Here is a 23,275-nt window from a genome sequence, read left to right as displayed (position 1 = left end):
GTTTGCGCGCGCCCTGTCTTTTTTTAACCCCCCCCCCCCGGCCCCCCCGCGGGTACTCTTTCGTCGGCCCGTATCCCCCGCGGCGCCCCCCCCCCCCCCCCCGCCGGGGCCCCCCCCCACGCCTGGTCAGGTTGGCTTCAAGACCGGACGAGGGCCAAGACGTCCTTGCTCAGGGCGTCGACAGCTCCCCGGCCGGGGGCTTCGACGTTGAGCCGCAGGACCGGTTCGGTGTTGGAGGGGCGGAGGTTGAACCAGCGGCCGTCGCCGAGATCCACGGTCAATCCGTCGAGTCGGTCCGTGGTGACACCGTCGAACTGGTAGTAGACGGCCTCGATCTCGTCAAGCTTGGCGGGGACGTCGGCGACCTCGGTGTTGATCTCGCCCGAGGCGGCATAACGGGAGTAGGCGGCGACCAGCTCGGACAGCGGCCGGTCCTGTTCGCCCAGGGCGGCGAGGACGTGCAGGGCGGTGAGCATGCCGGTGTCGGCCCGCCAGAAGTCGCGGAAGTAGTAGTGCCCGGAGTGCTCGCCGCCGAAGACCGCGTCGTGCGCGGCCATCTCGGCCTTCATGAACGAGTGGCCCACGCGCGAGCGGACCGGGGTGCCGCCGTGCTCGCGGATGATCTCCACGGCGGCAGCGGAGGTGATCACGTTGTGGACGACGGCCGAGCCGGGCCGGCGAGCCAGCTCGCGGGCGGCGACCAGGCCGACGATCGCGGACGGCGGGACGGCGTCGCCGCGTTCGTCGACGAAGAAGCACCGGTCCGCGTCGCCGTCGAAGGCCAGGCCGATGTCGGCGCCGCTCTTGCGGACCTCGGCCTGGAGGTCGAGGAGGTTCTTGGGTTCCAGTGGGTTGGCCTCGTGGTTGGGGAAGGTGCCGTCCAACTCGAAGAACAGCGGCACCAGATCGACGGGCAGGTCGGTGAAGACGGCCGGGACGGTGTGGCCGGCCATGCCGTTGCCCGCGTCCACCACGGCCTTCAGCCGCCGGCTCGCGGAGAGGTCGACCAGGGAGTTGAGGTGGTCGGCGTAGTCGGCCAGTAGGTCGCGGGCGGTGGTGGTGCCCGGCTCGGCGGCCGGGGCGGGGATGTCGTCGGCCTCCAACCAGGCCCGGATCTCGCCGAGTCCGGTGTCCTCGCCGACGGGGGCGGCACCGGCCCGGCACAGCTTGATGCCGTTGTCCTTGGCGGGGTTGTGGCTGGCGGTGATCATCACCCCGGGGATGTCCAGGCTGCCGCTGGCGAAGTACAGGTAGTCGGTGGAGCCCAGCCCGGCGTCCACGACGTCGGCCCCGGCCCGGTTGGCGCCAGCCGCGAACGCCTTCGCCAGGTCGGGGGACGTCGAGCGCATGTCCCTCGCGATGACGATCCGCCTTGCGCCGGTCAGCCGGACGAACAGGGCCCCGACCTTGGCGGCGATGTCGGTGTCGAGCTGGGCGGGTACTTCCCCGCGAATGTCGTACGCCTTCACCAGACGTGAGTAGTCGGGCATGGCCTGCCTTCCGGGAGTCGGTGGGTTCCAGAGCGAGAGATTACCGACGGTGGCCACTCGAACACAGTGGTCGGGTGGTCAGTGGTCTGGTTACGGATGGGTGCCGGACCGGGGTTCGGGGAGGTCGGCGAGCAGGCCCCGTGATTCGGACGCGGGCAGCGCGAACGCGTGGACGTGCAGGTCCGCGACGGCTTCCAGCACCGGGGTGAGCATGTCGTCGGGGACGAGGGCGAACAGGCAGCCGCCGTGTCCGGAACCGGAGAGCTTGGCCCCGAACGCACCGGCCGCCAGCACCCGTTCGACACACGTGTCGATCAGGTCGGTCGAGCAGCGGACCTTGTCCCGCAGCAGGTCCTGCCCCTCGTTGAGCAACGATCCGACTCGGCGGTAGTCCACGACTGTCGTGGTCAGGGCGTCGGTGACCGCGTCGACCAGCTCGCCGGCCCGACGCGAGTACGCGAGCATGTCCGCCTCGCGGGCCTTGAACCGGGCCCGCTTGGACGCCAACACCGCTGTGGTGGTGCGTCGTTGGAGGGTGTCGATGATCACGACCGGGATGCCAAGGATCGGCGCAATGCGCTCCACCGTGGGCACCGTCCCGGCGTTCACCCGGTTGACGCCTCCGTGCGCGCAGGCCAGAAAGTCCATCCAGCCCGCCCCGGATCCCAGGTCGCCGGTCTCGGCCTGGCGGGCCAGACCGCAGACCCGGGCCAGGTCGAGCGGGTCGCCGTCCAGCCCGCCCAGCGCGGCGACCACCGCCAGGGTCAGGGCCGCGCTGGAGGACAACCCGGCGGCCACCGGCAGATCGGTGGACGCGGCGAGCACCGTCCCGGCGATCAAGTCGGCGTCGCGCAGGGTGACCCGGGCTGCGGCCTGCATGTGATCCAGGACGTGCCCGTCGTAGCGCGGATCCGCCGCCCGCGCGGCGGGGACCAAGCGGCTGCGGAACAGGGGCGGCCCGGAGAACAGGGTCAGCGCGGGCGATCCGACCGCGCGCCAGGCCGTTACCCGCGTTCGCAGCGGCACGGCCGCCACGACGGAGGAGCCACCGGTCATCCAGTCCAGCGATTCACCGGCCAGGCACAAACGGCCCGGCACCGACACGGTGACCGCCCGCAGCGGGGTCCGGTCCCCGCTCATCGGCGCGTCTCCGGCAGTGCCTGCACGCAGGTGGCGCAGGCGGGCGAGCGCGACCAGTCCGCGCGGCCATGACGGGTTCGCCAGTCGACCATGGTCGGGTGGTGCCACAACTCGGCGAGGGAGTGGTCGGCGACGCTCCCGACGACGTACTCGCGGTGCTGGTCGCCCTCGGGCACGACGTTGCAGCACATTTTCACCTGACCCCGGTAGTCCACGCTCAGCGAGGTCTCGGTCATCCGGCACGGAGCCGTCCGCGCGGGTGCCGGCGCCGCCGTCGCTGTTCCGCCGCGGTCGTTGTAGGTGGCGATCGAGGGCCGGATGACCTCGACCTTCATTCCGCCGTCGGGGTCGGACCACACCGCCGCCAAGCCCTGACGGACCCGAGTGAACCGCCAGTGGAAGTCGGGGCTCTGGAGCTTGGTCTTCTCCAGCCACCGTCGCAGGATCTCGTACTTGGGGAGCACGTTCGCCTTGTGCGGGTAGCGGGTCACCCGCACGTAGGCGACGCCCGAGGCCCGCATCCGCTCCAACACGGTGCGGTCGAGCAGGTCGCCGTTGGTGTAGATCGCGGGTTTGGCCGCCGGGACGGTGGCGCGGACCCGCGCGATCTCCTCGTCCAGGCGGGGGTTGGCCAGCGGCTCGTTGTAGTTGTGGAAGGCGAAGAACCCCGCGAACCCGGCGGCCCCGAGTTCGGTGGTGATCCTCGCGAAGTGGTCCCAGTCCATCAATTGCTGCACGCGTCGCGCGTCGGTGTGCCCGTTCGGGCACCAGTCGCAGGCGCGGTTGCAGTAGCGGGAGGTCTCCACCTCCACGTACCGCAGGCCCGACAGCGGCCGTTGTTCGGCGCCGGCCCGCGTGCGTGGTAGCGGCAGTAACTCGTGCGCATGGGCGGTTGGTTCGGTCACGGCAATCCTCCGTATGAGGTGGACTGATCGAGGCAAAACGATGGGCCTGCCCGGCCGGGAGGGGAGCCGTCGTCCCGGCCGGGCAGGGTCTGTGGGGCCGGGTCGGGTCAGGACCGTCCGGCGTCCGATCCCGGCGGCGCGGCGCCGGACGGGCCGGCGGGGCCGGTGTGAAAGTGCGCTCGCACGGCGGCGTCCAGCCGTTGCGGGTCGGCGCCCAGGCGCGTCACGGCGACGCCCATCAGGGCCCTGGCCAAGCCCTCCCGAAGGAATGCCTCGTGCCGATGCGCGGCGACCGCAGTTATCAGGGCGTTCAGCGAGTCGAGCGTCGTGCGTCTGGTGGACTGCTTCGGCCCGATGCCGTAGGTCATGGACACCACTACCTCACCGGTCTCCTCGCGGTACTCCACCCGGAACGGCGGCGCGGATATGGGCTGTTCAGCCACGACCGGCCCCCTCGTGGGCCACGCGGCAGCGGATCTGCTTGCCGACCGGGGTACGCAGCGTGTACCAGCCGGGCGCGAGGAGATCCACCAGTCCCAGCCCGCGTCCGTCCTCGGCCCGGTCGTCGTCCAACGCGACGGGCTTGCGGCGGGGAAGCCGTTCCCCGCACGGGTCGTGGACCTTCACCGTCACTCCGGACCGGCCGGGATCCATCTCGACGACCAGGGGCACGAAGTCCCCGCACACACGCACCGCGTTGCCGATCAGTTCGGACAGGACCAGTTGCACGGCCGCCGTCGTGGCGGCGTCCACCCCGGCCTCCGACAACATCGACTCGGCCAGCCCGCGAACCAACCGCAGGTGGCGGGGCGAGGCGGTCATGTGGACGAGGAACCCACGTGACCTGGGAACCATGTAGAAGCCCGGTCCGGTCGCGACCTTGTCGTGTGCGACAGCGAACATGAGGCACCCCCGAGCCGCAGCCCCAGGGGCCGCGCAGCATGGACCACTTCACGCCACGCGGCGAACGATCAACCAGGAGTGGCGTCTTGCTCCCGAGAGTGGACTATTTCTAGTTCGAGGCGCAAGGTTTCTACCCGATCGAGTGAGAGAAGTCCTCATCGCACTCTCTTTCGAGTTCGGGTGGTGTCAGACTTCGGCAATGCCGAACTCACCCCTGATTCCCACGGTCCGGCGCCGTCGACTGGGCAGCACGCTCAGGAAGTTGCGGAACGACGCCGGCATGACCCTGGACGACGCCGCCGAGTCCATGGGCTGGAAGGCCCCGAAGCTCTCGAAGATCGAGAACGCCACCCAGCAGATCCGCCCCAACGAGGTCCACGCGCTCATCGCGGCGTACGGCATCACCGATCCGGAGGTGTTCGCCGCGTTGGAGAACCTGGCCAGGGATGCGGGCAAGAAGGGCTGGTGGCAGACCTACAGCGGCATCGTCGCGCCCGCGTACGCGGACTACATCTCACTGGAATCCGACGCCGAGCGCATCAGTGAGTGGTCCTACGTGATCCCCGGCCTGTTGCAGACCGCCGCCTACGCGCGCGAGACGATCACCGGCATCACCATGTCGCGCACCCCGGAGGAGATCGCCGCCCTCGCGGAGGTCCGACAGGCCCGCCAAGCGGTCCTCACCCGGCCCGGCAAGCCGCTGGAGTTCTGGGCGATCATCCACGAAGCCGCCCTCCACCAGCGGTTCGCGGTCCGACCGGAGACCATGCGCGACCAACTTCGACGACTGCGGGAGGTGGCCGAGATGCCCAACGTCACCTTGCAGATCATGGCGCTGAACTGCACCGCCCACCCCGGCCTCCAGGGTGGTTTCAGCCTCGTGCGGTTTCCCGGCCCAACCCCCGACGTCGTGCTGTTGGAGAACCTCAGCGGAGCCACCTACGTTGAGGGCGACGACGCGTCACCCTTCGATGGCGGGTTCGAGCGCATCCGCGCGGCGGCCCTGCCCGTGGAGGATTCCATCGCACTCATCAGAGACAGGGAAGAAGGCACACGTACGTGAACGAACTCCAGGCGGAGTTGTACTCCCACGACCTCTCCGCCGCCACCTGGCGCAAGTCCTCGGCCAGCGGCGCCGAGAACAACTGCGTCGAGATCACCGACCTCCCCCGAGGCGGGATCGCCGTACGCGATTCGAAGGACACCACCCGCGAGCCCCTGCGGTTCGACGCCGACGAATGGGCCGCCTTCCGCGAAGGCGTCCGCAACGGCGAATTCTGAACAGTGCCGACGGCGGCCGTCTTCCCCCGACCGAACCGCGGGAAGACGGTCGCCGCAGCATGCCGGGACCTACCCATGCGCCGGCTCGATGTCACGCCGTCCCCCACAACGCCTTCCGCGTGACCCACGAGTCGACGAAACAGCTTCAGATCGATCTTGAGTAGCGATAGCGTCACACACAGATACGGTCGGGGTGATCGGTGCCGGCCCTGGCCGGCCTCGAAGCACTCTCACACCGGAGATGCCCATGAGTCGGCAAGACACCGGAACCCCGCTCCTGTGGCTGGACCTGACACGCAAGTGCCAACTCCGCTGCACGCACTGCTACAACGCGTCCGGGCCGGAGGGCAACCACGGGAGCATGACCCGTGAGGAGTGGATCAGCGCCCTGGACCAGGCCGCCGCGTACGGGGTCCGCAACGTCCAGTTCATCGGCGGAGAACCCACGCTGCACCCCGACTTCCCGGACCTGGTGGACCACGCGCTGACCATCGGTCTCCACGTCGAAGTCTTCAGCAATCTGGTCCACGTCTCCGACGAGTGCTGGGAGATCTTCCAGCGCAGGGGGCTCAGCCTCGCGACCTCCTACTACTCGGACCGAGCCGACGACCACGACGCCGTCACACAGCGACGCAGTCACCGCCGCACCCGGGCCAACATCGCAACAGCCGTCCGGCTGAACATCCCCGTACGTGTGGGAGTGATCGCCTCCGACGACCGGCAGGACGTCGACGAAGCCCGACGCGACCTCACCGCTCTGGGGGTGACGAAGCTACGCGTGGACCATGTGCGCCCCTTCGGTCGCGGCGCGCACGGCCTGGCCCCCGACGCCGCGAACCTCTGCGGTCGGTGCGGCGACGGACGGGCAGCCATCAGCCCCACCGGCGAGGTCTCCCCCTGCGTCTTCTCCGACTGGATGAGCGTCGGCAACATCAGGAGCGCCCCGCTGGCCTCCATCCTCGGCAGAAACGCTATGAAGCAGGCCAACGCGTCAATTCTGGCAAAGACCGGAGGCGGCGACGATGACGACGACACCGAAGACGAGTGCACCCCCGGGTTCCCGGGCTCCGAGTGCTCCCCGAGAAACTGAAGGGCCCATGAGCCGCAGCCTTCCCCCGCCGGAGTTCCTGGCCCTGATCAGGCCGCACACCGGAGAGCCCGGCAACGTCCGCCCCACTTCACGCGGCTTCAGCTCCGACATCACGGCCCTGGTCGAGAGCGAAGAGGGCCGATTCTTCGTCAAGGCCGTCAGGAACCGGCCCGGCGGACGACGCGACTCCCTCATCCGGGAACGCCTGATCAACCCGACGGTCCACCCGATTTCCCCGGCGTTGCTGTGGAACACCGAGGACGACGACTGGCTGGTGCTCGGCTTCGAAGCGGTCGAGGGACGGCGATCCGACTTCGCGCCCGACTCGCCGGACCTCCCCGCGATCGTCGACACACTCAACCGGATCGGGGAACTCGACCCGCCCGAGGTCGCGCACGACTGGCCCGAGACGCGGTGGAACCGATTCGCCACCGACGAGGCGCAAGCCGCGCTGTTCCAAGGCGACGCGCTCCTCTACACGGACATCAACCCGAGCAACCTCATGATCGGCGCCACGCACACGTGGGCGGTGGACTGGTCCTGGCCGACACGCGGCGCCGGATTCATCGACCCGGCCTGCCTCGTCGTACAGCTGATCGCAACAGGGCACAGCGCCCGCTCCGCCGAGTCCTGGGCATCCGAGTGCACGGCATGGACGAAGGCCGACCCGACCGCGATCTCCGCGTTCGCCACCGCCACCGCCCGCATGTACCGCACCTTCGCCGAGCGCAAGCCTGACGCGGCCTGGCTCGGAGCCATGGCGGAAGCAGCCCAATCGTGGGAGGCGCACCGCAAAGCGGCCACGTGACGGTATCGCGAACCAACAACTCGACCAGAGCTGGACGCCTCCACCCAAGCCGTACCAGGAAGTGAAGGGCACCCCTGTTACATGCCCAACCTCCCCGAGATGGACCCGGTCCACCCCCTCCCCGGAGTCGCTGCGTGCGGCAGTGGTCGACACGTTTGTGCGTGATTTCGCGACACTCGGGATGCCCTGGTCGCCCGGGGGCGTGGATGGCCTTTGGGGCCATCCCGCGGCATCTATTCCTGCCGGAGGTAGCGCCGGAACGTGCCTACGCGTATGTGGTTGCCTTCGAGGGCGGCTTCGACCGCATAGGTCTTGCCGGTTCCGGCTGGGCCGTGGATGACGCCGGTGGCGGCCTGGTCGACGAGGTCGCGCACGATGCGCGCGGTGAGCTGGAAGTGTCCGGTGGGCAGCGTGGCGGCCCCGGCCAGGTCGACGAAGTGGCGCGGCAATTCACGACTCCTTGCACGGATCGACCAGGCTCCAGCAGGTCGCTGCGGGCCAGACGTCGCATCGCGGCCTCCCGGGCGCGCTCGGTACGCTCGCCCACCTCGGCCGCGACGACCAGGCGGGAGGGCTGCGCGTCCGCGCCGTCGGTCATCGGCGCGAGTTCGCGCCGGCCCGACGCGACGCCCTGCGGCGTTCGAGCCCGAGCCGGGCCGCCTCCGCGCGGGCGTGCTCGCGGAACGCCTCGGTCTGCTCCGGGGTCAGGTGCCCGGTGGGGTGCGCGGTGCACAGGTGCGCGCCGTCGCCGTAGACCTCGATCGAGCGGTCGTCGTGCGGCATGTAGCGGATCTGGACGATCCGGCCGCCGAGGCCGTGCAGTTCCGGCGCAAGGTAGGACAGCCCCGCGAAGCGAATGCCGCTCTTGCCGACGGTGCGCTCGACACCGGCCAGCAACAGGTGTCGCAGGTGGTCGGCGGGCACCCGGTGCACGGCTGCGGGGTCCTCGTTCCACGTGGACACCGGGGTTCGGTCGTCGAGGGAGCGGTGCGGGCGTTCGTGTCGCACAATTCCTCGCAGAACGATGCGATTGCGCGAGACGGTTCTGCGACGCTGAACGGCATGGACCGGACCCCGGATCGGGCCGCCGACGCGGTCGAGCGCCACGACTGCCCCAAGTGCGCCGCGCCAGCCGGGAGTCCCTGCCACACCCGCGCCGGGAAGACCGCCGTCAAGTACCACATGCCGCGGTTCGTCCTGGTGCCCGCGCTGCGCGAACTCCTCGATGTGCCCGCCCCCGCCGACCGTCGACCCGGCAAGGCGTGGATCGAACGACCCACACCGGCCGAGGTCGCTGCGGGCGTGCCCGGGCCGATCAGGATCGGGTACGCCCGCACGTCCCTGCGCCGGCAGGAACTCGCGAGCCAGACCGAGGCCCTTCAGAAGGCCGGCTGCTCGAAGATCTTCCGCGAACAGATCAGCACCCGGGTCAAGGTCCGGCCCGAACTGGAGAAGGCCCTGCGGCTCGCCCGCCGGTTCAAGGAGGCCGCGCCCGACCAGAGCGTGCTGCTCACGGTGTACGAGCTGAAACGGCTCGCGCGCAATGCCGCCGAGCTGATGCAACTGTCGGCCGATCTCCAGGCCGGCGACATCTCCCTCGAACTCCTCACCGGCCCGCTCACCGGGGTGTACGACCCCAACGGCATGGGCGCCATGCTCTTCGCCGTCCTGGCCGTGGCCGCCCAGCTCGACCGCGACTACATCCGGGAGAAGACCCTCGAAGGCCAGGACGTCGCCGCCGCCAAGGGCCGCCACGGCGGACGCCCCCGAGTCGTCGACGACGACATGCTCGTCTTCGCCCTGGCGCTCCGCGACAAGGGCGTCCGCGTACCCGACATCCCCGCCAAGCTCGTCATCAAGACGGGCAAGAACGCCGGCCGCCACCCCTCGCTCGCGTCGGTCTACCGCGCGCTCGCCGAGGCCGACGAAGCCGTACCAGCCATGCCACCGAGAACAACTTCGCCGACGCGCTGACACGTTCTCCGCGTCCGACACTGTCGGCGGGGACACACCGTCGACAGTGTCGGACGGTGGTCACCACCACTGCGCTCGCGGCGACCGATCCCGGTCCTAGAGCGTGTCTCTTTGAATGGTTGGTCAGTTGATCGGATGTGTCCGTCCGGTTAGTGATCACTGATGCGGTGTGGGACCGGATCGAGCCGCTGATGCCGGCCGATCCGGTCCGTGGTCGGCGATGGGCCGATCACCGCCGAACCTTGGAAGCCATCGCGTGGAAGTACCGAACCTGCTCACCCCGGCGGGACCTGCCCGACGAGCTCGGCTCGTTCCAAACCGCCCATAAACGGCTGATCAGATGGGCCGTCGACGGAACCTGGGAACGCATCCTTGGCGCGGTGCCGGCAGCAGCTGAGAGGGCAGACGACATCGGCTGGACTGTGTCGGTGGACTCCACCGTGTGCAGGGCTCACCAGCATTCCGCCGGAGCCAGGAAGAAGGGGGCTCCGGGCCCGGCCGAACCCGACGACCACGCGCTCGGACGCTCCCGCGGCGGCCTGAGCACAAAGGTCCACCTCGCCAGCGACAGTCGTGCACGACCCCTGGCCCTCCGCGTCACCGCAGGCCAGGCAGGCGACGCCCCGGCCTTCGAGACCGTCATGGCCGCCATCCGTGTTCCGCGAAGCGGACTCGGAAGACCCAGGACCCGACCTGATGCCGTCCTTGCGGACCGCGCGATCCGCAGTCACCTCCGCCAACGCGGTATCCGCGCTGTCATCCCCCAGCCGTCCGACCAGATCGGCCACCGTCTGCGGCGAGGCAGTGCCGGCGGCCGACCTCCGTCCTTCGACGCGGAGGCATACAAGCAGCGCGACGCGGTCGAGCGATGCATCAACCGGCTGAAGCAGTGGCGCGGCCCGGCCATGCGAACGGACAAGCTCGCCATCGCCTATCAGGCCGCACTCCACCTCGCCGCGATCCTCATCCGGACAGCCGGCTGACCGCCGAAGCGCGAGCGGCGGGATCACGACCGTGCACCGAGCGGCCTGCCGCAGGCATCGGCCGCCAACGATGTGACGGCGTTGGCCTTTGGGCTTGGCACGTGCATAAGGCAGTTGCACGCCGCGTCCCCGGGTACCAGGCCGTGGACGGTAGGGGGCAGATTCCTGGCCGTCTACCGGCCGCGGTCAGTGGCCCTCGCCGATCAGGTAATCGGCGAGGCTCTCAACCGTGGGGGTAACCTCGGGCGCTTGAATCGGACCCTTGTACTGGGCCACCAGAACGGCCTGCTTGGTCTTGACGCACACCACTCCGTCGGGGCCCTTTTTCGCCTGGATGGTCCTATCGGTGACCGACAGCACGAAGTACTTCTGGCCGGCCAGGTGGACGCCGGATGCTTGAATGGTGTCGGGTTTCACGTACCCCGCGATGATCGCATGCTGCTCTGCCGGAGAGACCGTAAAGCCAGGCGACGTGGCCAAGACGCCACCCTCCAGGCCGAGGATGGCCGCCCCAGAAATCTTTCCGGTTCCAACGAGGTTGCTGTCCACGTACGTCTGCCAATCGCCCATGCCATTCTCCGCTTTCCGTACGAGAGGCTCCCGTTGCGCGGAAGCCATGAGACGACTATGAAGCACTCCCTGGTACGAAACGGGCAAGACGCACCTGACTTCACCTCATCGTGGCAGGAGAGCCAACGGGGCATGGTTGGCGGTGTTCCTGTTCGCGCGGCGGAACACCGCTGGTGTCGCTGGTAACACCCAGCACGTGCCCGGTGGCCCCGTTGACGGTCCGGCCGCTCACGTCGCCTCTCGATGGGACGAGCAATCCTCGCCGTTCACGTCGGCCGCTTGCGTGCCCACCACCCAGCGATCAAGGAGAGAGGCCCTAGCGCTGAAGCCAGGGCGCGTAGTACCGGGCACCCGGCTTCACCGGGCCGGCTTCGCCCGTGGGCGCGCCGGCGATCACCAAGGCGTAGGCATGGGCGAGCTCGACCAGTGCGGTGGACGCCTGGCCCGCGGACTTCTCGGCGACGAGCTGTGCCTCGGCACCGATGGCCCTCAGCAGCGCGTCCCGGGCGTCGGACGCGGCGGGAACCTCGGTGACGACCGTGACCGTCGCCGGAATCCGGTGGATCCCCTCACCGGCGGGAACCTCGGTGGACTCTGCTCCGCTGTCGTTCATGAACACTCCTCGGTCTCGATGCGATGGTCGCGCAACGGGCGCCACGACGACCCATTTCAAGATCATTCATGGCTCCGGGAACCAGCCCCGGAGTCCCCGCGATGATTGACCGGTTTCAGCGTCCGGTTGGCGTGAACGACACCGATCAGCGCGCTGACATCTCACCGTGAGTTCGTGTCAGTAGGGGGTGACGGGGGTTCCGTGGTTGTGTCCGATGTCAGGTCGGGGGGCGGCCATCAGGCGGAGGCTGTACGCGACGCTGGGGGCGATGGTGTCCGTGGTGGGGCCGCGATGGATGAGCCAGGTCTCGGTGAAAGTGTCGAGCGCGTGGTGCCGGCGGACCGTCGGGCCGGTGTCGTCGATTCCGCCGTCCGGGAGCACTCGCAGCAGCGCGTCGGCCTCGTCGACCCGCATGGGCTTTCGGCATACGACATCCGCCGTCCCTCGCCCCGCACGGGCACGAACGTGCCGGACGTCCATGACCATCCCGAATCGGCTGCCGCGCCCCGGCCCGGCCACCCCGCGGTCGGGCCGGGTGCGGAACCCTACGGAAGATCGACGAAACCCTCGTGGGCGATCTCCAGGGTTTCCCTCTCGGGCCGCGACCCTTCCACCTCGATTGACGGGCCCTGCCATTTCACCGGCAGCACGCCGTCCAGCAACCAGCGGGCGGTCGCACGTCGCTCCGGATCGAGACTGGTGAGCTGGGCACGCTGGGGGGCCTTCCGGCCGACCTGCTTCGCGTACCAGGCTCCTGTCGCCTCGGACTGGGCACAGCGCGGCCGTTGGAGGACGATGTTGGGACGAGGAGACCGAGAACCTCCGCTCTCGCCCTCCTGCTTGGCCGGCAACCCCTCGCAGATCGTGAAGGTGCCGAGATTCACTTCCCCGACGGTGAGCTGGAACAGTCCGGATGTGCTGGGCGAGTTGCCGCTCATGGCGGTACCTTCCGGTCGGCAGGACGAGAAACCGATCACGACCGGCCCTGTCGGCGGGTCCCGGAAACACTATCCGCAGTGACACGGGACCGGATGGTGACCGAAACACCCGGTGTGCGACGCGCGCTCGGAGACAACGGGCCGCGCCAGACCAGAGCGTGATCCCGGCGGTGCACGAGCTGAAGAGACCCGCGCGCAACGCCGCCGAACTCATGCAGCTCTCCGCCGCGGCATCTCGCCCGAAACTCCTCACCGACCCGCTCACCGTGGTGTACGACCCCGACAGCACGGGCTCCACGCTCTTCGCCGTCATGGCCGTCGGCTCGGCTTCACCCGGCGAACAACCACCCGCCGACCGCGGCAGCTCGCGGCAGATGCCGTTCCGCGCCGACCGACCACCGGAATCGGCCGATCACCGCCGCAGCACCGCGCCCCACCTCGTCCGGGTGAGTGATCCGCGCGAGGCCGACGCCGGGGCGGACGGGCGCCCGCCGGCGCGTGGCCGAAAGCGCCGCAGCCCATGTCCGTAAAGCGATCTGTCGCAGGCCGCGTCCGGGATGGAAGGCTCTCGACGACGATGTGTATCCCATCTCTCGAAGGGTTGTCCGTGGCCAGGAATGTGCTTACCCGGGACGAGCGTCTGCAGCGGCTGCGGGAGCGGTTGCAGGGCAAATCCGCCCTGCCCGAGGGGCGGGTGGCGTCCTCCAAGGGGGCGCGTCTGCTGTACGGGGTGGCGTTGCACGGCGCGGCGCGTGGGGCGGCGGGTCTGGAGTTGACGGACCTGGAGGCCCGGCTGGTCGGGGCGTTGGGCGCGGTGCTGGACGAGGGGGAACTCGACGACTTCGGCCGGGTGTACACCGAGGAGTCGGCCGGCCGTGCGCGCCTGTTCCCGGACGTACTGGCGACGCGTCCGGTCGACGAGGGCTACGGGGACGAGGACCTGGCGCGGGATCTGCCCCTGCTGGCACCGGAGATCGCCGCGCAGGCGAATGTGCGGATCGTCGACCTGGACGCCGCCGAGGGCGAGCGGGTGCCGGGATCGCGCACCGACGAGGAGTTCGACCGGGCCGCGGCCGCGCACGGCTACGGGGCCGTCGTGGTGACCGCCTCGGGCGCACCGCCCGCCGTCGCGAGCGCGCCCCCGATCCAAGTCCGGCTGGACCTCACGAAGTTCTGGTGCTACCGCGAGTCCAACGAGTGGAGCGGTTCGGACGAGATCTTCTGGGCGGCCTGCACCTCCGCCGACAAGGGCGCGGAACGCACCAGCGTCACCCGCGAGTACGGGGACGTCGACGAGGGGGAAACCCACAACCTCGACGCGAACACGACCGTGTTCGACGGCCCGGTCGGCAATTCGCTGATCGCCCACATCGAATGCTGGGAGAAGGACCAGGGCAGCGAGGCGACCGTCAGGAAGATGCTCGCCCAGATGACGACGACGCTGCGCACCACCGCCGAGAAACTGGCCCTGCTGCCCCTGGGCGATTGGCAGGCGTCCGAGCACTACTCGGCCATGGCGGGCATGATCGCCGACCTCTGCTACGCGCTCATCCAGGCGTCGGGGGACGACTGGGTCGCGGGACACGTCTTCACCTACGACCGCGCGGCCCTGCAACGCCTGGCCGGCGCCGAGTACCAGGTGGGCCCCTTCATCGGCGAGATCGTGGCACGCGATGGAGGGCACGTACTGTACGGCCGGATCGACCTCCCGGGGCCGGCCCCCCTGGAGTACGCGGTGCGCACCGGCGACGTGTGGAGCGCGCCGGTCTCCGCGGGCTGGCAGAGCAGGACGCCGCCGGCGCTGGCGTCGTACAAGGGCAAGCTGTACGCCCTGTTCATCCGCCCCGCCGACAACGCGGTGATGTGGACCCGCCTGGAAGGCGCGACCTGGAGGACCCCCGAACGGGTCGGCACCGACGGCAGTGTCCTCACCCCGGCCGTGACCGCGGCCCACGGCAGGCTGTACTACGCCGTCACGGGCGCGGGAGGCAAGCTGTGGTGGCGGACCTACACCGAGGCCGGAGGCTGGAGCGCCATCGCGCAGTTCGCCGACCACCACTCGGCCTACGAGCCCGCGCTCGCCGCGCATCCCGAAACGAACGGGGTGTTCCTGAGCCTCGTCGGCCCCAACCGCACGGAATGGACCAAGTACCACGACGGCACCCGCTGGAGCGAGGCCTATCAGGACCGCGAGGACTGGACTCTGGGCAACGGCGTCGCGATGACCGCCCTGGGGCCGCACCTGTGGAGGATCGCCAACGGACTGGACACCAAGGTGTACACCAGCCGCTGGGTCTACGGCAGCGGGTGGCGCAACGTGGACGCCCACCCGTCCTGGCGCACCGGGCACGCCCCGGCACTCGCCACCCACGGCAACCTCATGTGGATCCTCATGCGAGGCACCGACGGCGCCCTGTACGCGGCGAACTGCGACAACACCGCCTGGTCTGCCGCCCACGTGGTCGGCGGCGCCAGGCCACTCGACGCACCCGCCGCCGCCTCACACGACGGCAAGCTGTACGCGATGTACCGCCGCCAGACCTGACGCCCACCGAAAGAGCGTTCCGTTGCGCAACGGAACGCTCTTTCGGTGCCGTTCGGGATCGGCCGAGCCCCCGGCCGGGCAACGGCGGCCGGCGACGCGACTCGCCCGGTCCTGCGCACCGCCGACCCGGAGCCGTCGAACGCGCCGCGCTCGACCACGGCGTCACCGTACGGCGAAGCCGGGGCCACACCCGCGCGCGGGCACCCTCCTCGCCGTCCACCGCCGGCCCCTTGACGGCGGTCGGGGCGCCCCGATCCACCCGGCCCGGCGCAAGGCCCGGCGAGAGCGACGCCGCAGCCGTGGAGCCGGATCGCGAACCTCCCGAAAGCGTCACCCGGGGAAGTCCTCCTCCATGGCGGACGGGGTGATGCCTCACGTGACGCTCAGGTCGGTGGACGACGCCCGCGAGGCGACGGATGCACGGGGGCCGCCGCCCTCCGACGCACCCATGTACTCCGACCGGCCAGACGGTCCGCCCGCAGCCAAGACCTGAGGCTCGTGGGCTCCGCGAGGGTGGCTGTGGTGCTCGGTGTGGGTGACGGCGTTTGGACGGGGCGGTGAAAGTTCCGGACGGAAGCCTCGACGCGCGCGAACTTCAGGTAACACCACGGCTACCTTGCGTGATAATCGCTGGTGTCATGGCGCTTCCGGCCCTGCGTCGGCCGAGGGCGCACCGATATCACAGGAGGAGAGACACATGGCCGATCAGGCCCGGCTGGAGGACGACCAGAACCTGTGGCGGGCGAGGTACACCGCCGACGAGGGGTGGGGGCCCGGGGTGGCCTTCGCCGACCATCTCAGCGTGGCGGCCCCCGCCCTCGCCGTGGTGAACGGCATCCTCCACTGCGCCCACCGGGGTGCCCGCGAGGAGGGACGCACGCGGCTCCCCGTGCGCTGGACCTCCTTCGACCCGGCGGCCGCCCAGCCGTTCGTCGACGCGCTGAGGAAGGCGTCGCAGCCTCTCGCCGAAGGGGCCGCGGAGGAGCAGCACGCCCGGCGGGAGAAGGACATCCGGGCTGCGGCCGAGGCGCTGGAGCAGGCGAGGAAGTGGACGCCCGACGCCGTAGCCGGCGAGGACGGTGGGCTGCTGAGCGTGGAGACGCCGGCGCTGGTCGACGACGACGGCACCCTGCGGATGGTCTTCACCGGGTCGGACGGTGACGGGGGGCGTGCGACGTCGCTGTGGGAGACGCATCTGGTCGTCGGCGGGAGTGGTCCCACGTGGGACCCTCCCCGGAGGATCCCCGTGGATGCCTCCCTGCCCCTGGCTCCGGGCCTGGCCGTGTTCAACGGCGCGGTGCACCTGGTCTTCGTCGATCCCGACGGCGGGTCCGTGCGGCACCTGGTCCGCGACGCCGCCGCGGGCACCTGGACACCGACCGCCGCGTCGTCCCTCCCGTACCGCGAGACATGGTCGGACAGCATGAACCAGACCGAACTCGACAAGCACGGCTGGCCGGGCAACGTGGGACTCGCGGTCCACGACGGCAAACTCCACCTGGCCTACAGGAACAGCGCGTTCCACGACGTCAGCAGCACCGTGACGGGTGCGAAAGGCGGCCATCTGCGACACGCCGTCTTCGACGGCGAAAAGTGGACCCATCCCGGCGACGGCAAGCTGCGTGTGTCGGGCAGCAAGGGGACCAAGGGGGTGCCGAAATCCCGCCGCGGTGCCGCTCTGGCCTCGCACGGCGGCAGGCTCCACGCGATCTACCCGAACATCCACGACGACGACCTGCACCACACGAGCTGGACCGAGGACGCGGGCTGGACCGAACCGGCCGCGCTCAAGGGCCACCCCTCCAACAACACCCCCGCCCTGCTGCCCTTCACGGAAGGGCCGGCCGGGGCCGAACGCGACACGCTGCTCATGGTCCACCGCGGTATCGACCGCCACGTGCCGCCCACTCCGCCGGCGCCGCCCGCGCCGCCGAGCCTGGCGGACGTGAAGGAACGGGGCGAGACCGTCACCGGCAGGGGCGTGGTCAACTACGGCGACGACGCCTGGTCCCGTGTCCACCACCGGGTCTCGCTCACCCCCGTCACCCTGAACAACGACAGGAAGGGCGTCATCGCCACCTGGGAGGCCACGGCCGAGTACTTCTGGGGCTTCTCCTGGTACCCCGAGAACTACGACGGCGTATACAGGCCCCGCATCAGCGCCGGCACCCTGCGCTTCAAGAAGGCGGGCGACCGCCTGTCCGCGCTCCGCAACGAGGAGTTCTCCGGCGGCTTCGACGCCGACGGCCGCTTCCGCCACGACGTCGTCATCCCAGATGTGGAGGCCGGCGAGTACGAGCTGTACCTGGGCGCGCTGAACACCCGGAAGGACGGCGGCTACTGGCTCGGCAGCAAGGCCGCCCTCAGCGAGGGCGAGGCGGACTCCGAACGCTGGACCCGCGTCCACGACTTCAGCCCGGCCACCGTCACCGCCACCGTCTGACCCCGGACACCACCAACCACACCCCCGGCCACCCGGGTGGAGGTCGCACGGCTCTGGACCGTGCGACCTCCGCGGCCGGCACCCGGACGCGTCCGGCGGCCACCGGCCTACTCCTCGTCCACCGCGTCCGGGTCGCGCAGGGGCCGCAGGCCACCGGGAAGTCCGGCAGCGAGAAGGAGTAGCGGCCCAGCATGTTGACGTGCCGCACGAATGGGGGCCGAGTTCCGACCGCCCCGTTCACCGGGCGTGGGGTGGCGCCTCATCCCGCGCCTGACTCAATCCGCGAGGAACACACGACCGGCAGCGGCCGTCACGACGAGCGTGGCCATCGGTAGCCGCCCAGGCGGGGACCCTGTGAGCGAGCCTCACAGCAGTGTTCGGTGTGCCCCGGGTGTGCCCGAGGTGTGCCCGGACGCTTGCGAACCGGGCCGCGGCGTGGCGGACCAGACGTCACACGTTGGCCTTCTGAGCAGGGAAAACGCGTACGGCGCGGCACCGTTCGGTGTCGCGCCGTACTGTGCGTCACGCGGGTGCTGTGACTTGAAAACTGCTAACAGGGGTGACTCTGTTCGTGGGTTCGAATCCCACGTCCTCCGCAGGAAGCGATGCGGATGCGCGAAAACGCAGGTGGGCGGCGGTACCCGGGGCAACTCGGGTGCCGCCGCCCTTGTGTGTGGGTGCGCCGGCCTGCGGCGCGCGGGGGCGAGGTGGTCGGACCTCGCGGTCGTTCCGCCCGTACGGGGTCGTCCCGGGGCGTGGGTGGGTGGGGTCGGGTGGGTGGCCATAATCGGGGCCGGGCTCGATTCGGCCGGCGGCCTCGCGGGGCCGGGATCGGGATCGGTCGAACGGGGGACTGCGCATGTTGGATCCGTTGTTGCCGGGTGATCCTCGGGAGGTTGCCGGGTATCGGCTGCGGGGTCGGCTCGGCCAGGGCGGGATGGGCAGCGTCTACCTGTCGTACGCGGGGTGGGCAGCCGGTCGCGCTCAAGGTGGTGCGGCCCGATCTGGCGCGGGACCCCGAGTTTCGTCGGCGGTTCGAGCGCGAGGTGCAGGCCGCTCGGCGGGTGTACGGGCCGTACACGGCGCCGGTGCTGGACAGCAACACCGATGGCCCGCTGCCGTGGCCGGCCGGGGCGTACGTCGCGGGGCCGCCGTTGTCGGAGGCGGTCAGGGTGCACGGGCCGCTGCCCGTCGAGACGGTGTTGTTGCTGGTCGCCGGGGTGGCCGAGGCGCTGGAGGCGGTGCATGCGGCGGGTGTCATCCATCGTGATCTGAAACCGTCCAACGTGCTGCCGGCCTCGGACGGACCGCGGGTGATCGACTTCGGCATCGCCCGCGCGGCCGACACCACCGCGCTCACCGGCACCGATGTCGCGGTCGGCACACCGGCGTTCATGTCGCCGGAGCAGGTGCAGGGCAGGCCGGTCGGGTTCCCGTCCGATGTGTTCTCGCTCGCGCTGGTGGGTCATTACGCCGCGACCGGCGACCATCCCTTCGGGCAGGGCCACGCCCAGGCCCTGATGTATCGGATCGTCGGCGAGGCGCCGGATCTGAGCACGTGCCCCGAGCCGCTGCGGGGCGTGCTCGACGCGTGCCTGGCCAAGGATCCCGCCGACCGGCCTTCGCTCGCGGAGGTGATCGAGGGCTGCCGGCGCGGTGCCGAGGTGACCACGCTCGTGCGCGGACAGCGCGGTGTCGCCGCCGGTCACGCTCAAGTACATGGCGTGTCACTCGGATTCGGGCGGTGACTCGAACGACTCTCAGTGACTCGAACGACTCTCTCACGGCCGAGCTGCGGTTCCTGGACACCGGAGCCGTCGCGGGCCTGGTCGCCAAGCCCGACGCGACCGTCGAGGAGTGCCGCGGCGCGGCCCGCGTGGCGTCGCTGCCGGACACGTTGCCGCTCTCCGCGCTCAACTCGAACCTGGTGGCGCGCGACATGGGGTTCTGCGTCGAGACGAGCCGCAAGACCGTGGTGCTGGTGTGGGTGACCGACATCCGGGAGCCGTCGAGTGCCGGGGGATTGCGGACGTTCTCCGTGAACGTCACCCGGTGGAAGACGGGGTCCGAGAAGACGGGGTCCTGACCGCCGATTCCTCGGTCCTTGTCCACCGATCGGTGGACGAGGGGTTCCATCGGTCGAGCCTGTCCGCGATACCGGCCCGGCGACCAGGATTTCGGGCATGACGAATCTTCCTGTTCGGGTGGCGCGGTGGAGCGCCGGACACCCCTGGCGAGCCATCGCCGGCTGGGTTCTCTTTGTCGCGTTGTGCCTCGGCGGTGGCATCGCCGTCGGGGGCAACGCGGCCACGGCGGACGACTTCCGGGTCGGCGAGGCCGGTCGCGGCGAGGCGCTGGCCACCGAGGGCGGGCTGCAACAGCGGCCGATGGAGCGGGTGTTGATCACCGCGAAAACCGGACCCTTGGACGTACGCGCCGCGACCGCCGCGGCCGGCGAGATCGTGGACCGGATGGGCAGGTTGCCCGAGGTGTCGTCGGTGGCCGCGCCGGTGCGCTCGGCGGACGGCACGGCGATCCGGGTGGACGTCACCATGAAGGGCGCCGAGCTGGACGGGAAGAACCACGTCGACCCGCTGCTGGCGCAAACCGCGAAGGTGCGGGCGGGATACCCCGGCCTGCGGATCGCGGAGACCGGCGGCCCCTCGATCAGCAAGGACGTCCAGGGCCAGCGGGGCGAGGACCTCTCGCGGACCGAACTGATCGCGCTGCCGGTCACCCTGCTCACCCTGTTGATCGTGTTCCGCTCGGCGGCGATGGCCACCGTGCCGCTGCTGCTCGCGCTGTCCTCGATCGCGGCGTCGATCGGGCTGTCGATGCTCGCGTCGCACGTGTTCCCGGACGCCGGGGTCGGCACCAACGTCATCCTGTTGATCGGCCTGGCGGTCGGCGTCGACTACGCGCTCTTCTACCTCAAGCGCGAACGTGAGGAACGGGCCCGCTCCGGCGGCCGACTCGACTCGCGGGCGCTGGTCGAACTGGCCGCCGCCACCTCCGGACATGCCGTCGTGGTGTCCGGGCTCGCGGTCGCCGCCTCCAGCGCGACGCTGTTCCTCGCCGACGACGTGATCTTCTCCTCGATCGCCACGGGGGCCATCGTGGTCTGCCTGGTCGCGGTGCTCGGGTCGCTGACCGTGCTGCCCGCGCTGCTGGTCGAGCTTGGCACCCGAGCCGAGCGTCGGGCGGTCCGCCGGGCCGAGCGTGCGAGCCGGCGCGGCCGGGCCGTACCGGTGCGCCGGGAACCGCGCGCCGGAGCCGGCCGGATCACCTCGGCCGTGCTGGGCTTCACCAGCCGCCGCCCCGGTGCCACGCTCGCCGTCGCCGTGCTCGGCATGCTGGCCCTGGCCGCCCCGCTGGCCGACCTGAAACTGACCGACATCGGCCGGGAGACCTACTCCCGCAGCCTGCCCGCGATGGAGACCTGGCACCGGCAGAACCAGGCGTTCCCGGAACTCAAGTCGATGCACCAGGTCGTGGTCCGAGCCGACGCCGGCCGCGCCGACGAGGTGGCGGGCGCGCTGCGCGAGTTGCAGCGACGGGCACAGGCCGACCCGGCACTGGCGCACATCGACGAGCTGCGCACCTCGCCGGACCGCCGGATCACCATGATGGAACTGCGCGTACCGCACTTCGTCGGTGCCGATGCGGCGCAGGACTCGCTGGAGCGGGTACGCCGGGACTACGTGCCGGCCACGGTGGGCAGGTTGGCCGGCGTCGACATCGCGGTGACCGGCGATGTGGCTCGCTACGCGGACTATCCCGAGCATCAGAAGGGGAAGTTGCCGCTGATCATCGCGACGCTGCTCCTGGTGACCTTCGTGATCACCGTGTTCGCGTTCCGGTCGGTGGTGCTGGGCCTGGTCGGTGTGCTGTTGAACCTGCTGTCCGCCGGTGCCGCGTTGGGGCTGCTGGTCGTGGTCTTCCAGAACAGTTGGGCCGAGGGGTTGTTCGGCTTCACCTCGACCGGGTCGATCGGCTCCCGGGTGCCGCTGTTCCTGTTCGTGATCCTGTTCGGCTTGTCGATGGACTACCAGGTGTTCGTGATCAGCCGGATCCGGGAGGCCGCGCTGCGCGGGGTGCCGACCCGGCAGGCCGTACTGGAGGGAATCGGCAGCTCGGCCGGCGTGGTGACCAGCGCCGCGTTCGTGATGGTGACCGTGTTCGCCAGTTTCATGGGTCTGCATCTGATCGAGATGAAGCAGTTCGGCTTCAGCCTGGCGGCGGCCGTCCTGCTGGACGCGTTCGTGATCCGGATCATGATCCTGCCCGCCGCGATGTTGCTGCTGGGCGACCGGAGCTGGTGGCCGTCGATCGGGATGCGCCGGAGCAGCGCGCAGGGCCCCGCCGCCGGGGTGCGTGCGACCGAAAAAGTAGGCTGATCGGCATGTCCGAACGGCCGCAGTCCATCGACCGATTCCGGATCTGGAACCTGCACCGGTGGTACCTGCTCTTCTGGGTGCTGCTGGGTCTGATGCCGATGATCGTCGCCGGCCGGGACGACCCGGGGGCGTCCCGGTACTGGTCGATGGCACTGCCGGTCCTGGTCGCACTGGCCTACCTGATCATGCGACTGTTCCCGGACAACCCGGTGTTGCGACCGCGCACCTTCGGGTGGGTGCTCATTGTCGGACTGGGCGCGATGGCCTATTCGCGCCACGGCGGCGCGTCGGTGTACGTCGCGACCATCCCGCACTTCTGGTTCCTGACCAGGGACTCCCGGTCGGCGATCGTCTACGGCGGCCTGGGTGCCGCGGCCACGGTGGCCGGTGGTGTCGCGCCGCAGGGCTGGAGTCCGGACCTGCTCACCGGCAATACCGTGGCGACGCTGATCGCCTACGCGATCAGCGTCCCGCTGGGGCTGTCGGTGCTTCGCTTCGTCGAGCAGGGCGACGAGCGGGTGCGTGCCCTGGACGGCGAACTGGAGAGCGCGCAGCGGCGGTTGGCCGAGGCCAATCAGCGCCGGGGGGCCGCGGAGGAGCGGGAGCGGCTGGCCCGGGAGATCCACGACACGCTCGCCCAGGGCTTCGCGTCCATCATCGTGCTCGCCGAGGCGGCGCGGTCGGGCATCACGAGCGATCCCGCGACCACCGGCCGGCAGTTGCTCTCGATCGAGCACACCGCTCGGGAAAACCTCGCCGAGGCCCGGGTGTTGGTCGGCTCCGCCCCGCAGAGCGGGGTCGTCCCGGGCTCGGTCGCCGGCGCCCTGCGCCGCACACTGGACCGTTTCGTGGAGGACACCGGGCTCACCGTGGACGCGGAACTGCCCGACGTCGAATGCGACCAACCGACCCGGATCGCGCTGTTGCGCTGCACCCAGGAGTCGTTGGCCAACGTGCGCAAACACGCGGGTGCCACGACGGTCGGCGTGCTGCTCGCCGCCCACCCGCACGGCATCGAACTGGAGATCACCGACGACGGCCGAGGATTCGTGGTCGACGCGGCGCGAGGTTTCGGCCTCGACGGCATGCGGCGGCGACTGGCCGAACTCGGCGGCGAGTTCACCGTCACCAGCTCGGTCGGGGACGGCACCCGGGTCCTGGCGATGATTCCCACCGATGGTCAGGAGTGAAGGAC

The 23,275-nt window shown here is 70.2% G+C and carries 24 protein-coding genes; 13 read left to right on the top strand and 11 right to left on the bottom strand.

The genetic code is table 11. The annotated features are described in order from the left end of the window. Positions 1 to 137: 137 nt before the first annotated feature. The 5 genes from ACFXMF_RS25065 to ACFXMF_RS25045 all read right to left on the bottom strand — a co-directional run bounded on the left by ACFXMF_RS25065 (position 138) and on the right by ACFXMF_RS25045 (position 4,438). On the bottom strand, positions 138 to 1,490 hold the full coding sequence (locus tag ACFXMF_RS25065) for a phosphomannomutase/phosphoglucomutase (protein ID WP_379991301.1): 1,353 nt from the start codon (positions 1,488 to 1,490) through the stop codon (positions 138 to 140). Positions 1,491 to 1,580: 90 nt separating this feature from the next. Then, positions 1,581 to 2,630: a mevalonate kinase gene (locus ACFXMF_RS25060; RefSeq protein ID WP_379991302.1), complete on the bottom strand. Its 1,050-nt coding sequence runs from the start codon at positions 2,628 to 2,630 to the stop codon at positions 1,581 to 1,583. Then, entirely contained in the window at positions 2,627 to 3,535 is a 909-nt protein-coding gene (locus ACFXMF_RS25055; protein ID WP_379991303.1) for a radical SAM protein, read from the bottom strand. Before ACFXMF_RS25055 ends, ACFXMF_RS25060 begins: the two co-directional genes overlap by 4 nt. Before the next feature lie 107 nt (positions 3,536 to 3,642). Next, positions 3,643 to 3,978: a hypothetical protein gene (locus tag ACFXMF_RS25050; protein WP_379991304.1), complete on the bottom strand. Its 336-nt coding sequence runs from the start codon at positions 3,976 to 3,978 to the stop codon at positions 3,643 to 3,645. Then, on the bottom strand, positions 3,971 to 4,438 hold the full coding sequence (locus ACFXMF_RS25045) for an ATP-binding protein (RefSeq protein WP_379991305.1): 468 nt from the start codon (positions 4,436 to 4,438) through the stop codon (positions 3,971 to 3,973). Before ACFXMF_RS25045 ends, ACFXMF_RS25050 begins: the two co-directional genes overlap by 8 nt. Before the next feature lie 199 nt (positions 4,439 to 4,637). Between ACFXMF_RS25045 and ACFXMF_RS25040 the strand changes: the two genes are divergently transcribed. From ACFXMF_RS25040 to ACFXMF_RS25025, 4 genes are all read left to right on the top strand, one after another. Beyond that, positions 4,638 to 5,501, top strand: a complete 864-nt coding sequence (locus tag ACFXMF_RS25040) for a helix-turn-helix domain-containing protein (RefSeq protein ID WP_379991306.1) — start codon at positions 4,638 to 4,640, stop codon at positions 5,499 to 5,501. Beyond that, the gene (locus tag ACFXMF_RS25035; protein WP_379991307.1) at positions 5,498 to 5,719 is read left to right on the top strand and encodes a DUF397 domain-containing protein; all 222 of its coding nucleotides are present in this window, start codon (positions 5,498 to 5,500) and stop codon (positions 5,717 to 5,719) included. The genes ACFXMF_RS25040 and ACFXMF_RS25035 overlap by 4 nt, the downstream gene beginning before the upstream one ends. A 247-nt stretch (positions 5,720 to 5,966) precedes the next feature. Then, the gene (locus tag ACFXMF_RS25030; RefSeq protein WP_379991308.1) at positions 5,967 to 6,809 is read left to right on the top strand and encodes a radical SAM/SPASM domain-containing protein; all 843 of its coding nucleotides are present in this window, start codon (positions 5,967 to 5,969) and stop codon (positions 6,807 to 6,809) included. A 7-nt stretch (positions 6,810 to 6,816) separates the two neighbouring features. Next, positions 6,817 to 7,617: a hypothetical protein gene (locus tag ACFXMF_RS25025; RefSeq protein ID WP_379991309.1), complete on the top strand. Its 801-nt coding sequence runs from the start codon at positions 6,817 to 6,819 to the stop codon at positions 7,615 to 7,617. 233 nt (positions 7,618 to 7,850) lie between these two features. Here ACFXMF_RS25025 and ACFXMF_RS25020 read toward each other — a convergent pair whose 3' ends face one another. Together ACFXMF_RS25020 and ACFXMF_RS25015 are read right to left on the bottom strand one after the other, a co-directional pair. Then, the gene (locus ACFXMF_RS25020; protein WP_379991310.1) at positions 7,851 to 8,066 is read right to left on the bottom strand and encodes a hypothetical protein; all 216 of its coding nucleotides are present in this window, start codon (positions 8,064 to 8,066) and stop codon (positions 7,851 to 7,853) included. Between the two features lie 145 nt (positions 8,067 to 8,211). Further along, positions 8,212 to 8,580 (bottom strand): Mu transposase C-terminal domain-containing protein, encoded by a 369-nt coding sequence (locus ACFXMF_RS25015; RefSeq protein ID WP_379991311.1) that lies wholly within the window; start codon positions 8,578 to 8,580, stop codon positions 8,212 to 8,214. Between the two features lie 99 nt (positions 8,581 to 8,679). On the opposite strand from ACFXMF_RS25015, the gene ACFXMF_RS25010 reads away from it, so the two are divergent. Both ACFXMF_RS25010 and ACFXMF_RS25005 read left to right on the top strand, forming a co-directional pair. After that, positions 8,680 to 9,591, top strand: a complete 912-nt coding sequence (locus ACFXMF_RS25010) for a recombinase family protein (RefSeq protein ID WP_379991312.1) — start codon at positions 8,680 to 8,682, stop codon at positions 9,589 to 9,591. A gap of 137 nt (positions 9,592 to 9,728) precedes the next feature. Beyond that, on the top strand, positions 9,729 to 10,574 hold the full coding sequence (locus ACFXMF_RS25005) for an IS5 family transposase (RefSeq protein ID WP_379991313.1): 846 nt from the start codon (positions 9,729 to 9,731) through the stop codon (positions 10,572 to 10,574). 186 nt (positions 10,575 to 10,760) lie between these two features. On the opposite strand, the gene ACFXMF_RS25000 is transcribed toward ACFXMF_RS25005, so the two are convergent. The 4 genes from ACFXMF_RS25000 to ACFXMF_RS24985 form a co-directional block, all read right to left on the bottom strand. Next, positions 10,761 to 11,144: a profilin gene (locus tag ACFXMF_RS25000; protein ID WP_379991314.1), complete on the bottom strand. Its 384-nt coding sequence runs from the start codon at positions 11,142 to 11,144 to the stop codon at positions 10,761 to 10,763. 316 nt (positions 11,145 to 11,460) lie between these two features. Continuing rightward, positions 11,461 to 11,757: a hypothetical protein gene (locus ACFXMF_RS24995; protein WP_379991315.1), complete on the bottom strand. Its 297-nt coding sequence runs from the start codon at positions 11,755 to 11,757 to the stop codon at positions 11,461 to 11,463. 177 nt (positions 11,758 to 11,934) lie between these two features. Beyond that, positions 11,935 to 12,171 (bottom strand): hypothetical protein, encoded by a 237-nt coding sequence (locus ACFXMF_RS24990; protein ID WP_379991316.1) that lies wholly within the window; start codon positions 12,169 to 12,171, stop codon positions 11,935 to 11,937. A 131-nt stretch (positions 12,172 to 12,302) separates the two neighbouring features. Further along, positions 12,303 to 12,695 (bottom strand): phage tail protein, encoded by a 393-nt coding sequence (locus ACFXMF_RS24985; protein WP_379991317.1) that lies wholly within the window; start codon positions 12,693 to 12,695, stop codon positions 12,303 to 12,305. 170 nt (positions 12,696 to 12,865) lie between these two features. Here ACFXMF_RS24985 and ACFXMF_RS24980 point away from each other — a divergent pair, with 170 nt between their 5' ends. The 7 genes from ACFXMF_RS24980 (at position 12,866) to ACFXMF_RS24950 (ending at position 23,270) form a co-directional block, all read left to right on the top strand. Continuing rightward, a complete protein-coding gene (locus ACFXMF_RS24980) occupies positions 12,866 to 13,225 on the top strand; it encodes a hypothetical protein (RefSeq protein WP_379991318.1) in 360 nt (119 codons plus the stop codon). A gap of 77 nt (positions 13,226 to 13,302) precedes the next feature. Next, on the top strand, positions 13,303 to 15,240 hold the full coding sequence (locus tag ACFXMF_RS24975) for a hypothetical protein (RefSeq protein ID WP_379991319.1): 1,938 nt from the start codon (positions 13,303 to 13,305) through the stop codon (positions 15,238 to 15,240). A gap of 697 nt (positions 15,241 to 15,937) precedes the next feature. After that, positions 15,938 to 17,683, top strand: a complete 1,746-nt coding sequence (locus tag ACFXMF_RS24970) for a hypothetical protein (protein WP_379990318.1) — start codon at positions 15,938 to 15,940, stop codon at positions 17,681 to 17,683. A gap of 605 nt (positions 17,684 to 18,288) precedes the next feature. After that, a complete protein-coding gene (locus ACFXMF_RS24965) occupies positions 18,289 to 19,431 on the top strand; it encodes a serine/threonine-protein kinase (protein WP_380020783.1) in 1,143 nt (380 codons plus the stop codon). After that, a complete protein-coding gene (locus tag ACFXMF_RS24960) occupies positions 19,428 to 19,769 on the top strand; it encodes a hypothetical protein (protein ID WP_379990320.1) in 342 nt (113 codons plus the stop codon). The genes ACFXMF_RS24965 and ACFXMF_RS24960 overlap by 4 nt, the downstream gene beginning before the upstream one ends. Before the next feature lie 97 nt (positions 19,770 to 19,866). Then, positions 19,867 to 22,080 carry an MMPL family transporter gene (locus ACFXMF_RS24955; protein ID WP_379990321.1) on the top strand — a complete coding sequence of 738 codons (2,214 nt, stop codon included), beginning with the start codon at positions 19,867 to 19,869 and terminating at the stop codon, positions 22,078 to 22,080. A 5-nt stretch (positions 22,081 to 22,085) separates the two neighbouring features. After that, the gene (locus tag ACFXMF_RS24950) at positions 22,086 to 23,270 is read left to right on the top strand and encodes a sensor histidine kinase (RefSeq protein ID WP_379990322.1); all 1,185 of its coding nucleotides are present in this window, start codon (positions 22,086 to 22,088) and stop codon (positions 23,268 to 23,270) included. Positions 23,271 to 23,275: the final 5 nt, after the last annotated feature.

The sequence above is a fragment of the Embleya sp. NPDC059213 genome (assembly GCF_042754445.1).
Classification (GTDB): domain Bacteria; phylum Actinomycetota; class Actinomycetes; order Streptomycetales; family Streptomycetaceae; genus Embleya.
The sequence above is the reverse complement of the archived record's forward strand: the minus strand, read 5'-3'. Positions and strand labels throughout refer to the sequence as shown.